6 protein-coding genes are annotated in these 15508 nt (G+C 65.6%); 4 read left to right on the forward strand and 2 right to left on the reverse strand.

Features of this window, described 5'->3' with window-relative positions; translation table 11 throughout:
- Nucleotides 1–2 precede the first annotated feature (2 nt).
- Nucleotides 3–3125 carry an efflux RND transporter permease subunit gene (locus AC1DEL_RS02310; protein WP_092293479.1) on the forward strand — a complete coding sequence of 1041 codons (3123 nt, stop codon included), beginning with the start codon at nucleotides 3–5 and terminating at the stop codon, nucleotides 3123–3125.
- A 42-nt stretch (nucleotides 3126–3167) separates the two neighbouring features.
- Here the strand turns inward: AC1DEL_RS02310 and AC1DEL_RS02315 are convergent, their stop codons facing one another.
- On the reverse strand, nucleotides 3168–4436 hold the full coding sequence (locus AC1DEL_RS02315) for an MFS transporter (RefSeq protein ID WP_477125016.1): 1269 nt from the start codon (nucleotides 4434–4436) through the stop codon (nucleotides 3168–3170).
- Between the two features lie 105 nt (nucleotides 4437–4541).
- Here AC1DEL_RS02315 and AC1DEL_RS02320 point away from each other — a divergent pair, with 105 nt between their 5' ends.
- On the forward strand, nucleotides 4542–5474 hold the full coding sequence (locus tag AC1DEL_RS02320) for a LysR substrate-binding domain-containing protein (RefSeq protein WP_477125015.1): 933 nt from the start codon (nucleotides 4542–4544) through the stop codon (nucleotides 5472–5474).
- Here AC1DEL_RS02320 and AC1DEL_RS02325 read toward each other — a convergent pair.
- Nucleotides 5462–5824, reverse strand: coding sequence for an ElaB/YgaM/YqjD family protein (locus AC1DEL_RS02325; RefSeq protein WP_092293473.1), 363 nt, complete (start codon nucleotides 5822–5824; stop codon nucleotides 5462–5464). The two genes, AC1DEL_RS02320 and AC1DEL_RS02325, sit on opposite strands and share 13 nt — an antisense overlap.
- A 298-nt stretch (nucleotides 5825–6122) precedes the next feature.
- Here AC1DEL_RS02325 and AC1DEL_RS02330 point away from each other — a divergent pair, with 298 nt between their 5' ends.
- Nucleotides 6123–6563: a PRC-barrel domain-containing protein gene (locus AC1DEL_RS02330; RefSeq protein ID WP_092293471.1), complete on the forward strand. Its 441-nt coding sequence runs from the start codon at nucleotides 6123–6125 to the stop codon at nucleotides 6561–6563.
- A gap of 438 nt (nucleotides 6564–7001) precedes the next feature.
- Nucleotides 7002–15508: hemagglutinin repeat-containing protein (locus AC1DEL_RS02335; protein ID WP_477125014.1), on the forward strand; the 8507-nt coding region annotated here is incomplete at its 3' end.

Consider the following 15508-nt stretch of genomic DNA (forward strand, 5'->3'; position numbering starts at 1 on the left):
ACATGATCTCCCGTATCGTCAACTTTGCGCTGCACCAGAAGCTGTTCGTCTGGCTCGGCCTGATCATCTTCGTCGCCGGCGGCCTGGCCGCCTTCAAGAACCTGCCGATCGAGGCCTTCCCGGACGTCTCCGACATCCAGGTCAACATCATCACGCTCTACCCGGGCCGTGCGGCCGAGGAAGTGGAGCGGCAGGTCACGATCCCGATCGAGACCGCCCTGGCCGGCACGCCGAACTCGGTGCGGGTGTTCTCGCACACCCAGTTCGGCCTGTCGTTCATGATGGTCACGTTCAACGACAAGGCCACCGACGTCACCGCCCGCCAGCAGATCATCGAGCGGCTGCGCAGCGTGGACCTGCCCGACGGCGTGCATCCGGACCTCGCGCCGCTCTCCACGGCCATCGGCGAAATCTATCGTTTCCGGCTGACCGGCAAGGGCTATTCGCCGCAGGAACTGCGCACGCTGCAGGACTGGGTGGTCGAGAAGAACCTGCGCCAGGTGCCCGGCGTGGCCGACCTGGTGACGATTGGCGGCAGCATCAAGCAGTACGAGGTGAACCCGAACCTGGCGCGGATGCGCGATGCGGGGATCTCGTTGTCCGAACTGTTCACGGCGCTCCAGCGTGGCAACTCGAACGCCGGCGGCGGCGCGGTGGCGCATGGCCGGCAGCAGTTCCTGCTGCGCTCACTGGGCAGCTTCCGCACCTCGGCGGACATCGCCAACGTGGTGGTGAGCGAGAAGAACGGCACGCCGATCCTGGTCAAGGGCATCGCCGAGGTGAAGGTGGGCTCGGCGCCGCCGCAGGGCCTGATGGGGCAGGACGACGAGGACGATATCGTCTCTGGCATCGTGGTGATGCGCAAGGGCGAGAACCCGTCGATCGTGCTGGACGCGCTGAAGCAGAAGATCGACCTGCTCGACAGCACGATCCTGCCGAAGGGCGTGAAGATCGTGCCGTACTACGACCGCTCCACGCTGATCGACAAGACCCTGCACACGGTGTTCGGCAACCTGGTGGAAGGCGCGCTGCTGGTGATGGCGGTGCTGTACCTGTTCCTCGCCAACGTGCGTGCGGCGGCCATCGTGGCGCTGGTGATTCCGCTGGCGCTGCTCTCCACCTTCATCGGCCTGACCTGGGTGGGCATTCCGGCCAACCTGCTGTCGCTCGGCGCGATGGACTTCGGCATCATCGTGGACGGCGCGGTGATCGTGGTGGAGAACATCTTCAAGCGGCTGGGCGAGCTGAAGGAGCAGCAGATCCAGGACAACAAGGCGCGGCTCAACGCCATCCTGCTGGCGACGACCGAGGTGGGCCGGCCGACCGTGTTCTCGATGGTGATCATCATCGCGGCGCACATCCCGATCTTCACGCTGCAGCGCCATGAGGGCAAAATCTTCGCGCCGATGGCCTATACGGTGACCGGGGCGCTGATCGGCTCGCTGATCATCTCGCTGACGCTGGTGCCGCTGCTGTGCCACCTGCTGCTGAAGAAGAACATCGCGCACGAAGACAACTTCATGGTGCGCCACTGCAAGCGGCTCTATGAGCCGATGCTGAAGTGGGCGCTGGACCACAAGAAGATGGTGGTTGGCATCGCGCTGGGTTTGCTGGTCGCCACCGTGGGCGTGGGCAAGTTCCTCGGCAGCGAGTTCCTGCCGGAGCTGGACGAAGGCTCGATGTGGGTCAGCTTCGACCTGCCGGCGTCGGTCTCGCTGGATGAGGCCCGCGACCAGGCGCGCAAGCTGCGGACCGTGATCCGCCAGACGCCCGAGGTGAACACCACGATCTCCAAGGTGGGCCGCCCGGACGACGGCACGGATCCGAAGCTGATCAACACCGTCGAAATCCTGGTGGACCTGAAGCCGGACCAGAAGTGGCGGGCCGGCTACGACAAGCGCAAGATCATCGAGGAAATCAACCGCAACCTGCGCCAGATGCCCGGCATCGAGCCGAACTTTTCGCAGCCGGTGCGCGACAACATTCTTGAGAGCATCTCCCAGATCAAGGGCCAGATCGTGATCAAGGTGCAGAGCGACAGCCTGCAGCAGAACAAGCAGGTAGCGGACCAGATCCTGGCGAACGTGCAGTCGGTCAAGGGCGTGATGCGCGCGTTCATCGACCGCGACGGCGAACTGCCGCAGTACGTGCTGGAGTTCGATCGGGCCCAGGCGGCGCGCTACGGCATCAACGTGGCCGACGTGCAGGACCTGATGGAAACCGCGCTGGCCGGCAAGGCCGCCACGGAGCTGTGGGAGGGCGAGCGCCACTTCAGCGTGGCCGTGCGCCTGAAGGCGGGCGAGCGCGAACTGCCGAACCTGCCGAACATCTTCATGCAGACCGCCGATGGCGCGCAGGTGCCGCTGTCGCAACTGGTGACGTTCCGGGCCGCCTCGGGCGCCATGAACATCAGCCGCGAGAACGGCCAGCGCACCACGTCGATCGGCATCTTCATCCACGACCGGGACATGGGTAGCGTGGTGAAGGACATGCAGGCGCTGGTGAAGAAGAACGTCAACGCCGAGGATGTGAAGATCAGCTGGTCCGGCGAGTTCGAGAACCAGGAGCGCGCCATGGCGCGGCTGTCGATCGTGGTGCCGCTGTCGGTGCTGGTGATCTTCCTGCTGCTGTTCAACGCGTTCAAGTCGTTCAAGAGTGCCACGCTGATCATCTCGAACATCCCGTTCGCGCTGATCGGCGGCGTGTTCGCGCTGTTCCTGACCGGGATTCCGCTGTCCGTCTCGGCGGCGATCGGCTTTATCGCGCTGTTCGGCCAGGCCGTGCTGAACGGCGTGGTGATGGTGACGTACTTCAACCAGTTGCGCGATGAAGGGCTCTCCGTGCGCGAGGCCGTGCTGGCTGGCTCGATGGATCGGCTGCGGACCGTGCTGATGACGGCGATGCTGGCCATGCTGGGCCTGTTCCCGATGGCGATCTCGCGCGCGATTGGCGCGGAGACGCAGCGCCCGCTGGCCATCGTGATCATCGGCGGCCTGATTACGGCAACGATGCTGACGCTGATCGTGCTGCCGACGTTGTACGAGTGGATGGTGGGACGCTCCTGGCCGGACGAGGAGCCGGAGGACGAAGACCACAACCGGATCTCGCCCTCGCTGGCATCGTAAGCCCGCAGCATCGTGAAACGCCCCCGGCCCCCCGGGGGCGTTTCACATTCTGGGCTTCGCTCCGGGAAACAGCGGCCACGCCATCAGCGCGATCACAGCAGTGCCGGCCCAGACCACCGGCCATGAGGTGGCCGCGAGCCAGTGCGGCAGGGTTAGCGGCGTGAGGAAGAATCCGAGGAACACGGCGGTATTCGCCATGCCGAGCGCCGTGCCCGCGCGCTCGGCCCCGGCCATGGCCGCCAGCTCCGCATAAGCCACGCCGTGCCAGGCCGAGACGCAGATGCCGGCGAGCGCGATCATCGCCGGCAGCAGGGCCATCCACAGGCCGTGGGCGTTGCCGGCGCTGCCCTGGACGCAGGCCGCCAGCACCAGGAAGGCGGCCACCGACACCAGCGTGCAGCCGCGCAGATAGGCGCGACGGTTGCCACGGCGGTCGGTCCAGCGCCCGCTCCATACGCGCATTGCCATCGCGCCGCCCTGCACGGCGACCATGGTGGCGGTGATGACGCCGAGCCCGGCGTGCGCAAAGTCGTGCAGGAATATCGACGCGAACGTCAGCACCGCGAACTGCGGCATGCAGAGCAGGCCGATGGCCGCGACGATGCGCCAGATGCCCGGTTGCCGCAGGGGATTCGCCGTGGGAACCCGGCACGCCGGTGACGCCACGCAGCCTGCCGCCGGCGGCTCATGCAGCCATCGCCACGTCAGCCACGCCGACACGCCGCACAGCAGCGCCACCCATCCATAGACCCATGCGAAGCCGACTGTCGAGGCGAGCCACGGCAGCGTAAGGGCGCCGATGCCACCGCCCAGCGGCACCGCCGTCTGCCGGATGCTCATGGCCAGCCCACGTTCGCCTTCGCGGAACCAGCGCATCACGGCTCGGCCGCTCGCGCCATTGACACTCCCGCTCAACAGCCCGACGACCGCCATCGCACTCATCAGCCAGCCCAGCGGCGGCGCATGACCACCGGCCGGAGCGAGCCACAGCGCCATGACCAGCAGGGCGATGGCGGTGGAGGCGAGGCCGCCGAGCAGCACGGGGCGGTCGCCCCAGCGGTCCGCCGCCACGCCCCAGGGCAGTTCGGACAGGGCGACGCCGAAACCGAGCGCCCCGAGGGCGAGGCCCAGCTCGGCGTTGTCGAAGTGATACCCCGTCCGCAGCCAGACGGCGGTGGTGGGAATGCCGCTGGCGCCGGCCATCACGCTGGCATTGGCGGCGACGCCCACGCCGAGGACTTTCCAGCGGTGGCCTGCACCGAAGTGATGATTTGTCGACGCGGGCGCCGAGGCAAGGGTCTGGGATGACATGGCTGGTTTCCGATCGATGATTTGACCGGACCGAGTCTCTCACCCACAATTCATCCTGAATATCAGAAAATACTTCAATAATCATTCGACAAAACAGGATGATCGATGTCGCGCACGAATTTCGACGTCGCCGCCTTGCGTAGCCTGCTGGCGGGGATGGAGTTGGGCAGCTTTGCACGGGCGGCGGATCGCGTCGGGCGCTCCACGTCCGCCATTAGCGCGCAGATCAAGAAGCTGGAGGAGCAGGCCGGCACGGCGCTGTTCCGCAAATCCGGACGCGGACTGGCGCTGACGGCGGCCGGCGAGGCCATGCTCGGCTACGCCCGGCGGCTGGTGGACCTGAACGACGAAGCCGCGGCGGCGGTGCGCGGCGTGGATCTGGCGGGCGGCATCCGACTGGGCTTGCAGGAGGAATTTGGCGAAGGGCTGCTGCCCGACGTGCTCGGCAGGTTCACCCGCGCGCACCCGAAGGTGCGCATCGAGGCGGTGGTGGCGCGCAATGCCGAACTGCTGGCGCGGATCGATACCGGGCGGCTGGACCTCGCGCTGATCTGGTCCGATGGCGGTCTGGGATCGCCCGATCCGGGCATCCCCGGCTACGCGCTGGGCCAGCGCGCAGTCGAGCCCATCGACGAACCGCCCATGTGCTGGGTCGGCTCCGCGACGGCGCCGATGACCTGGGAACCGGGCGAGCCGCTACCGCTGATCGCCTTCGACCGCCCATGCCAGTTCCACGCCGCAGCCACGGCTGCGCTGGATCGCGCCGGCATTCCATGGCGCCTGGCGTTCTCGAGCCCTAGCCTCGGCGGGCTGTGGGCCGCCGCCGCCGCGGGCCTGGGGCTGACCGTGCGTTCCCGCTACGGCCTGCCTGCCAACGTGCGCGCGGTGCCAGCCGGGGAGGCCGGCCTGCCCGGGCTGCCGTCGCTACCGCTGGTCATGCTGCGGGCGGCGCCGACCATGCCGCCCGAGGTGGAGCGGCTGGCGGACATCCTGCTGGCGTCGTTGCGGGAAGCGCGGGCGGCTAGTCAGTCGTCGTAGCGGTGCCGGCTCGGCCGGCAAAGCACCGCGCCCAGCAGCACGCCAATCCCGAGCGCCATGCCGATGGCGCGCATCGGCTGCTTGTTCACGTACTCCGTCACGCACTCCTGGCCTTGCTGCCAGTTGTGACTGACCGTCGACTTGATCGAGTCCAGCGCCTGCGAGCCGCGCTCCGCCTTGGAGAGAAACGTCTTCTTGGCGGCGTCGACGGCCTCGCCGGTCAGATTCGGCAACTGCGAGAGCAGATCGTCGAGATCCTTGGCCAGCTGGTTGGTGTCGGCGCGCAGGTTGGCTCGCGCGGCGGATGCATCGGCGCTCGAGTTCTGTGGATTGAGGTTGTTCGGATCCATGCGTGTCTCCTGTCAGGCAGTGCGAAGTGCGAAGGTGCGGGGGAAGGTGCGGGAAAGTCGATGCAACACATGCCTGCGCAGGTTCCGTACCAGCACACGCGCCGCCACCCCACTCGTGCGGCGCGCTCTCTAATATAGAAACGCCGTGGCAAGTTACCGGTGCTTGTAATTTGTCCGCGACGGCAAAGGGTGCGCGACACGCCGCCCCGGACCGCTGCACGCGCCCGGCAAGGCGGGCGCTCCCTCGGCACGCTCGTTGCGGATCACGGGTCCCACACCCCCACGCAAGGAGTTGCAGATGAACACCGCTGATCCCACCCTCACTTCCGGCCAGGGTGCCGGCATCGTCGGCTCCGGCGTGGGCGAAGGCCCCGGCCCCGAGGTGATGGCCGCATCGAGCCTCGACGACACCAAGGTCTATTCGTCCGACGGCGAGCACGTCGGCGAAATCTCGGAAATCATGATCGATGTCCCCCGCGGCCGCGTGGCCTACGCCGTGCTGAGCACCGGCGGCTTCCTCGGTATCGGCGACACCCTCCACGCCATTCCCTGGAGTGCCCTGGTCATGGACACCGACGCCAAATGCTTCCGCCTCGGCCTGACCGCGGACCGCATCAAGGACGCCCCAGGCTTCAACAAGGACAGCTGGCCCGGCATGGCCGACCCGCAGTGGGCGACTACGATCCATGAGTACTACGGGCGGGATCCGTATTGGACTGGAGTGGGTGGGGCGCTTTGAGCTGAGCGTTTGCTGGCTGGATAGGCGGCGGCCGTTGCAACGACGGCCGCCGTTTTTGTTTGCTCGTGGACTGTAACGGGACGGCGACCATGCGTTGTCAGGGCACGTCATTGAAATCTGATTTAAAAATGATTCATATCACTTATGACTCAGATTTGACGGAATCGTAAAAGCTGCCGGTTTTCCCGGAAACCGTTTGCTGGGGCGGACCCCACTTTCGGGCGGAACAGATTTGTGCCTTGGGATGGCGATGGAATCAGAAAAAAGTGGGGTATGCCGGACCCTGCGTAGTGCCGTACGCTCCGCCTCGCTTATAAAAAACTTACAACTGGTTACAAGTACGCTCGCGGTGTAGTACGGCGTTTCGCGCATCTTCTGTGCGAGTAGGACCCGAATTGCTGACGGCGGCCACGCGTGCGCCAGCAGCCGGGGTCCAGAATGAATCGTCTTTGTTACCGTCTCGTTTTCAACAAGACACGCGCCATGCTGATGGCCGTGCAGGAAACCGCAAGCAGTACCGGGTCCGGGCGGCGGGCTGGCCGGAAGGCTGTGGGGGGTGAGACGCGGCGGGTCTGGACGGGAAGCCTCTGCGTTGGCGTGCCCGTGCTGCAACTGGCAGCGTGGATGGCGATGGGGGTGCCGATGGTGGCCGGCGCGCAGATCGTCGCCGACCCCAATGCGGGCGCAAGCCGCCCCGGGGTTGTCCAGACGGCGAACGGCCTGCCGCAGGTCAATATCACGCGGCCATCGGGGGCAGGCGTCTCCGTCAATCACTACAACCAGTTCGACGTCAACAAGGCCGGTGCCATCCTCAACAACTCGCCGGGCATCGTGGCGACGCAGCAGGCGGGCTACATCAACGGCAATCCCAACCTGCAGCCCGGCGGGTCAGCAAGGATCATCGTCAATCAGGTCACCAGCACGCTGCCCAGCCAGTTGCGTGGCTACCTCGAAGTGGCCGGCCCGCGTGCGGAAGTCATCGTGGCCAATCCCAACGGGATCCTGGTTGATGGCGCGGGATTCATCAACACGAGCCGCGCGACGCTGACGACCGGGATTCCGGTCTATGGCGGCAGTGGCAGCCTTGATGCCTTCCGCGTGACCGGCGGGCAGATCCTCGTCGAAGGCGGTGGCCTGCATGCCACGGGCGTGGATCAGGTGGACCTGATTGCGCGAGCCGTCAAGGCGAATGCCGCCCTGTATGCCAATAACTTGAACGTCGTGGCGGGTGCCGCCCAGGTGGATCGCGCGACGCTCTCCGCCTCGGCCATTGCGGGCAGTGGTCCGGCGCCATCCGTGGGCATCGACGTCAGCGAACTCGGCGGCATGTATGCCAACAAGATCCTGCTGGCGTCCACCGAGGCGGGCGTGGGGGTTTCCACGCGCGGCGTGGTGGCGGCGCAGGCTGGCGACCTTACGCTGACGGCGCAGGGGCGGCTGCAACTTGCGGGGCAGACCAATACGACCGGCGCGATGACCGTCAGCGCACGGGACGGGGTCGATAACAGCGGTACCACCTATGCCGGCCAACGGCTGGCACTCGGCACGCAGGGCGCGCTGACCAACAGTGGCACGCTCGCGGCGGGCGGCGGCCTCTCGGCGAACGCAGCGTCGATTGCATCGAGCGGCACGCTGGCGTCCGGCGTGGGCGCCGACGGCACCGTTTCGCAGGCCGGGACGCTGGCGCTGAATGCCAGCGGCGCGGTGCAGGCGAGCGGCAAGGTGCTCGCCGGGGCGGACGCTACGGTGCAAGGTGGTTCGGTGAATCTGGCCGGCAGCGAGACATCGGCCATTGGCGCCGTGCAGATCAAGGCCAGTCAAGGCGAGATTGATCTGCACGGCGCCACGCTTTCGGCGGGCGGTGCGCTCGGCGCTCATGCAAGCGGCGCCCTTGATGCGTCAGGTGCCACACTACGCGCCGGCGGAAGCGCGAATGTGACGGCCGCAAGCGTCTCGAACCGGAACGCGCAATTGATCGCGGACGGTGCCATCGACATCCGTTCGGCAGGCGCGGTCGACAACGCCGGCGGTGTGATGCAGGCGGGCGGTGGACTCTCAATGGACACGGCGTCGCTCGGGAATCAGGCAGGGCGTGTGGTCTCGCTCAATGGCGATGACTTGACGATCGCCGCACGAGGCACCATCGAAAACACTACTGGCACCACCGCGAGCGGAGCGCAGGGTGGGGTCATCGGTGGCAACGGCAGCGTGCGGATCGATGCGGACGTGCTCGTCAATCACGGTCAGATCAATGCCGGGAGCGGCGCAAAGCTGCACGTGGACAGGCTTGACAATGATGCCGGCGCGGTCATCGCGGGCGGTGCCGCGGACATCTCCGCGTCCGGCGCGGTATCGAATCGCAACGGCATGATTTCCAGTGCCTCGGTGGATCTCAATGGCGGCACGATCGACAATCGCGGCGGCCGGATCGAGGCAGACGGCCTTGCACTCCGCACAACCGGCGACCTGAACAATGCGGGTGGAACGATTGCGCAATATGGGCCTTCCGATACGACGATTGTCGCTGGCGGTACGCTCGACAACACTGGCGGCTCCGTCGCCATCAATGGAAGCGGTGGGACCCTCGATGTTGGCACGCTGACCAACAAAGGCGGGAAGATCGCCCACGCGGGTGCTGGCCGAATGACCGTACTTGGCGAAAGGGGCGCTGCCGACAACACGGACGGCAGCATTCAATCAAACGGCACCATTGATGCTCGCCTCCTCGCTTTGGACAACACCAGGGGCGTCATCTCCGCGCAGGGCGATGTGAGCCTCGTCGCGGGGAACGGCATCACGAACCATCAGGGCGCCGTCTACGCTGACAAGTCGCTGAGCGTCGGAACCCTTCGCCAAATTGACAACGCGGCGGGCTCGCTGCAGGCCGGCGGCGATCTGACGCTGAGTGCGACAGGGGTCCTGTCCAACAATGGTGGAACGATTTCCGCCAACGGCGCGGATTCCACCGTAAGCGTCACGGCTGCCGGGGTCGATAACACCGGTGGCCGGCTCACCAATGCGGGGGCCGGCGCAACCTCAGTCAGCACCGCAGGTTCGTTGAACAACACGGGGGGCACGCTGGGAGGGAACGGAAACACGACGCTCGCCGCCCGCGATCTTATCAACACCGGCGGCGGCAATGTCGCCGGTGGGGGCTCGCTCACGTTATCCGTCAGCAACAGCGTGGACAACCGTGGCGGCAGAATCTACGGCGGGCAGGCACTGACGATGCAGCAGGCCGGCGCCTACATGGATAACAGCGATGGCACGCTGCTGGGTGGAAAGAGCATCGCACTAAACGTGAGTGCGATGAACAACCTTGGGGGCAGCGTACGTGCCCACCAGGATATCGGCGTCGGCGGTGCATTGGCCGGCAGTGGCGAGATGACCGCCGGAGGTAACCTGAGCCTCGACGTCAACGGGGACTACGTCAATGACGCCGCCAACCGGCTGGCAGCAAATGGCGACCTCCGTGTGACGGCCACGGGCGCTGTCACCAACACCGGGCGCCTGGCTGCGCGGGAGGATCTGACGGTTCAAGGCAGCAACGTGGTCAACGCCGCCGGCGCCACCATGACGGGCGCCACGACTAACGTCAGCGCCAGCGGTACGATCAGCAACGCTGGCCGGATCGACGGTGACGCTGTAATGACCAATAGCGCAGCGCTTGGTAACACGGGCACGATCATCGGCAACGCCATCCAGGTGCAAGCCAGCGATGTTTCCAACGCCGGGGCGGCCGCGATCATCGCTGGCGCATCGGATGTGAAGATCTACGCCAGCAATGCCGTCTCGAACACCGACGGCGCCACGATCTACAGCATGGGCAACCTCCAGATCGCTCGCGATGGCACGCGGGACGGCGGCGGCATGCTGGCGAACCAGATGAACGCGCTGGTCAATAGTTCGGCAACCATCGAGGTCGATGGGGATATCGACATCGCAGCGCGTTCGGTGGTGAACAAGCGCACGAGCCTCGTGACGGAGGGTGGAACGCCGGTGGAGACGGCGCGGCAGACGTTGACGGCTTGGATGGCCGGATTCGAGGGCGATGGCAGAGGGGGCTACAACAGCCTTGTGTTTCCGCAGTGGCGCTGGAATTCGAACGAGGCGCCCATCAGCGCAGACATGATGAATGCGCTGAGGAACCCGATTACCGTCGAGGTCCCCAAGTCAGACGTTGTCTACGTCGACACCAGTAACAAGACGCTATCGTTCTCCAAGGCGCCGATAGACCAATATGAGGGGCAGTGGTTGTGCCCGGAGAACGGTGATTTCTGCGGAAACCTGCTTGTAGACAGGAACATCGCGTCGAATCCCGTGCAGTACTATCAGGCGATCGAAGACACGGGCGCCGGCTATAAGATCACGTTCTGGCCGAACTGGAACCCTGCTACGCAGATCCGGCCGGACCAGCAGATCGTCCGCTACGACCTCGGGCCGGACGTACACGACTACAGCGAAATCGCGCGTACCACTGTCACGATGACGGCTACTGACCGACTGATCAGTGCCACGGACGCCGGAAAAATCCAGGCACGCGGTGCCATTCGCATCAATGCGGACGGTGGCGCCATCCTCAACCAGTCATCGACAATGGCGGCGGGCGGCAACCTTTCGCGCCGTGCCGCGGGCGGCACCATTGACGATGTCGGTACGGTCCTGCAGCAGACGGTTACCACAACGAGTACCTCGACCTTCTACTGGCACCAGAAGAGCGGCGGAAACTCGGATCAGCAGACTGTGGTCTATGCCCCCGAGCCGCAGGCCCCGACCACGGTGGCAGCGCTCCCGAGCGTTGTAACGTCCAATCAGACCGTACAGACGAGCGCCCGGGATGTCTCCGTGGGTGCGGTGAACGCTGTCGGCGTGGATGTGAGCAGCAGCGGCGTGGCCGGCGGTGGCGGTAGCGGCGCGCACATCGATGGTGCGGCCGGCAAGACTTCGCGTCCGCAGACCTTGGGTACCGCCAGTGGCGGCATTCCGAACCTGCACCTGCCGACCAACGGGCTCTATATCTATCGCAGCGCGCCGGGCGATACCTACCTGGTCGCCACCGATTCGCGCTTCACCCAGTACAACAACTTCATCTCGAGCGACTACATGCTCGGCGCGCTCGGACTGGATCCTCAGCGTACCCAGAAACGCCTTGGCGACGGTTTCTATGAAGAAAAGCTGATCCGCGACCAGGTAACGGCGCTGACCGGAAAAACCTTCCTGACGGGTTACACCGACCAGATGGAGGAATACAAGGCGCTGATGAACAACGGCGTGACCTACGGCAAGGCCGTTGGCCTGGCGCCGGGGGTGGGTTTGACCGAGGAGCAGATGCGGCAGCTCACCACGGACATGGTGTGGATGGTGTCGCAGGACGTGACCCTGCCGGACGGAACGACGCAGTCAGTGCTCGTGCCCAAGGTCTATCTCGCGCAGGGCCCCGGCGTGGACCTCAACGCCACTGGTGCGCTGGTGGCGGGGAATGCCGTGGCGATCAACGCCACGGGGAACGTCAACAACAGCGGCAATATCGTCGGCGATGTGGCCACGCAGGTGCTGGGCACCGATATCGTGAACCGGGGCGCCATCGGCGGCACCACCGGCACGACGCTGGTCCAGGCCGCGCAGGATGTGCGCAACCTGGGCGGCCGGATTGGTGGGCAGGATGTGGTCGTCGCAGCTGGGCGTGATGTCATCAACGAGACGCAGACGATCTCTGCAGTGCAATCGGTCGACAGATCCAGTGCCAGCGCCACGGCCGTGGGTGGGCAGGCGGTCATCGAAGGCAAGGGCAATGTCGCAGTGCTTGCCGGCCGCGATGTGACGCTGGCCGGATCGACGCTGGCTGCAGGCGGCGATGCACTAATTGGTGCGGGCCGCGACATCAACATGGGCACGGTGGCCCTTGGCACAACGCAGGACACGCGCAACGGTCAAAGCTACAGCCACGATGCCGCGACCACCTACCAGGGGAGCGATGTCACGGCCGGCAAGGGTTTGACGGCTGTCGCCGGGCGAGACGTAGTCCTGGCCAATGCCGCCGTCAGCGCAGGCACGGATGCCACGCTGGTGGCGGGCCAGAACCTGGTCGTACTCAACACGACGGACTCGCAGGTCCATGCCGAAGCATCGCTGGGCGGCAAGAGTGCTTCCTACACCAAGTCGTCCTATGACGAGACGGTGCGCGGCAGCGAGATCGAAGCGGGCGGCAACGCCAAGCTGGCGGCCGGACAGACGGCGCTGGTCGGTACGGTACTTGCCGCCAACGGCATCGAGGCGACGCAGACGTCAGGCGCAGGCAGCGTGGCGGTCATCGGCTCAAGCGTGACGGCCGGCACGGGTGCGTCCGGTGGCGGCGTAACCATGGTCGCCACGGAAGACGTGATCGTGGCCGAGGGCCGTGAGGTGCATGCATCCAGTGCGGAGCAACGTTCGCGCAGTAGCGGGTTCCTGTCGCGCTCGTCGAGCCACGATGCAATCGCCAGCTACGCGGACGTGGGCGTGGGTAGCGCCATCAGCGGCAACACGGTCCAGGCAGTCGCTGGCAACGACCTGCTCATCCGCCAGAGCACTGTCACGGCAACGGATGCCGTTGACCTGACGGCAGCCAGAGGAAACGTCGTGATCACGGCCGGCGAAAACGTTCGCGAAGTGACCGAGACGCACGAGCGCTCTTCGTCCGGCGTGAAGTTCTCGGCGGGGCAGGGTGGGATCGGCGTGTCGGCTGGCAGCAGCAACGCCAAATCGTCGTCGCATACCGTGGCCGTGACCCAGAGCGACGCACGCTCCGCAGTGGGTGCCACCAACGGCAGCGTCACCATCACAGCGGGGAAGGACGCTGTCATCATCGGTAGCGACCTGATCGCAGGTCGGAGCGGCGACAACGAGAGCGCCGGCCACATCGACATCCAGGCCGAGAACATCGCCGTCACTACCGGCATCGACCGGGTCGTGCAGGACAGCAGCCAGAGTAGCAAGTCCAGCAGCTTCGGCGTCGCCGTGGTCGGCACGCCGCTGGATTCTGTACGCAACATCCAGGCCAACAGCCAAGCCGACAGCAAGGTCACGGCCACAAAGCAGGTGGCGGGCGAAATCGGCCATTCGGCGGGAACGGCGCCGCAGATCGCGGTGACTTACGGGCGGAACTCCAGCAGCGCCGAGTTTCATTCCGAAAGCGTGACCAACAGCGGCAGCACGCTGACCGGTGCGGGTGACATCATCCTGCGCGCCACCGGCAGCGGGGCGAAGGACGATGCCGGCAAAGCGCTCGATGGTGACATCCTGCTGCATGGCGGCATGGTCAGCGCGGGCGGCAAGGCGGTGCTGGACGCGCAACGCAACGTGAACATCGAGGCATCGACGGATACGTACAGCGAGTCGTCTTCGTCGCAGAGCAGCGGCTGGAAGATCAGCACGGCCGGCGCTACGCTGGGCGACATCGGCCGTAGCATCAACGGCGGTGCCAACAGCAGCGGCGTGACCGTTGTGCCGTATGGCAGCCAGAAGGCCAATTCCAGCAGCGAACTGTCCGCCAGCCAGCAGAACGCCAGCACGATCACCGGCGATTCCGTCACGATTACCAGCCGCACCGGCGACGTGCGGATCGCAGGCAGCGGCGTGGCCGCAGAGCATGACATTGCCATCTCGGCCAAGCAGGGTCGGGTGGACATCCTCTCGGGGCAGGAAACCAAGTCGCAGCGTAGCGACAGCAGCAGCAAGGCCATCGGCGACCTGGGTGGCAACGGCTATGCAGGAACCTTCGGCGTACGGTCTGAATCGCACCATCTTGATGCAAACAGCACGAGCGAGAACACTGTGCGCAGCCGGGTGGTCAGCGACAGTGGCAATGTGAGCATCACCGCCAAGGACGACCTCACCGCGCGCGGTGCCGATATCTCCGCAGGGCAGGACGTGACCCTGATCGGCAGGAACGTCGTGCTCGATCCGGGCGAGGATTCCAGCACGATGAACCAGAAGGACAAGTCGAGCCAATATGGCGTGACGCTAGCCTTCTCGGGCTATTCCGTGCAGGCGGCACAGGCGGCAGAGAACGCAGCACGGGCAATGGAGAGCGGTGACGGCAAGTCGGCTGCGCTGTATGCGGTGCAGGCGGGCATTGCGGCGGCCAATTCGGTGGGCGCGGTCAATGCGTTGCAAGGCCGGGGCAAGCCCCCCGTCAGTAACTCGGCAACGGGCAATCCGGGCAATAGCAACGGCGGCGGGTCGATCATCAAGGCCACGGTTAGCATCGGGGGCGGCAGCCAGCAGGCAGAAGTCCACAACGCCCAAAGCAGCAGCCAGGGCACTACGGTCAACGCAGGCGGCTCGGTCAACATTATTGCGGCAGGCTCGGGTGCAAAAGACGCTGAAGGCTACTTCACCGATGGCGATATCAACGCGCGCGGTGCGGAGATCAGCGGCAAGAACGTCGCGCTGACTGCCGCGCGGGACATCAACCTGGAGAGCGCACAGGATGCCGCGAGCCAGAACAGCAAGAGCAGCGGCAGCAACGCCAGTATTGGCGTGGGCCTGTCCCTGGGCGGCACCCAGAACGGCTTCACGATTGAGCTGGCGGCGGCACAGAACAAGGCCAAGGCTGACGGCACCGCAGTCACGAACCAGAACACGCATGTCACGGCTGGCGACACGCTGACCATCGCCAGCGGCCGTGACACGAACCTGAAAGGCGCCACGGCTACCGGCGACACCATCAAGGCTGATATCGGACGTGACCTGAACATTGAAAGCCGTCAGGACACGGACGATTACCACAGCCGCGAATCGTCATCGGGTATGCAAGCCAGCATCTGTGTGCCGCCGATCTGTTACGGCACCACGGTGAGCGCCAGCGGCAGTGTGAGCAGCGGCAAGACGGATAGCACCTATGCATCCGTGGTGGAGCAAACCGGGCTCTATGCCGGCAAGGGCGGGTTCGATATCAACGTGGA

Source organism: Cupriavidus sp. 10L43_2 (assembly GCF_056395265.1).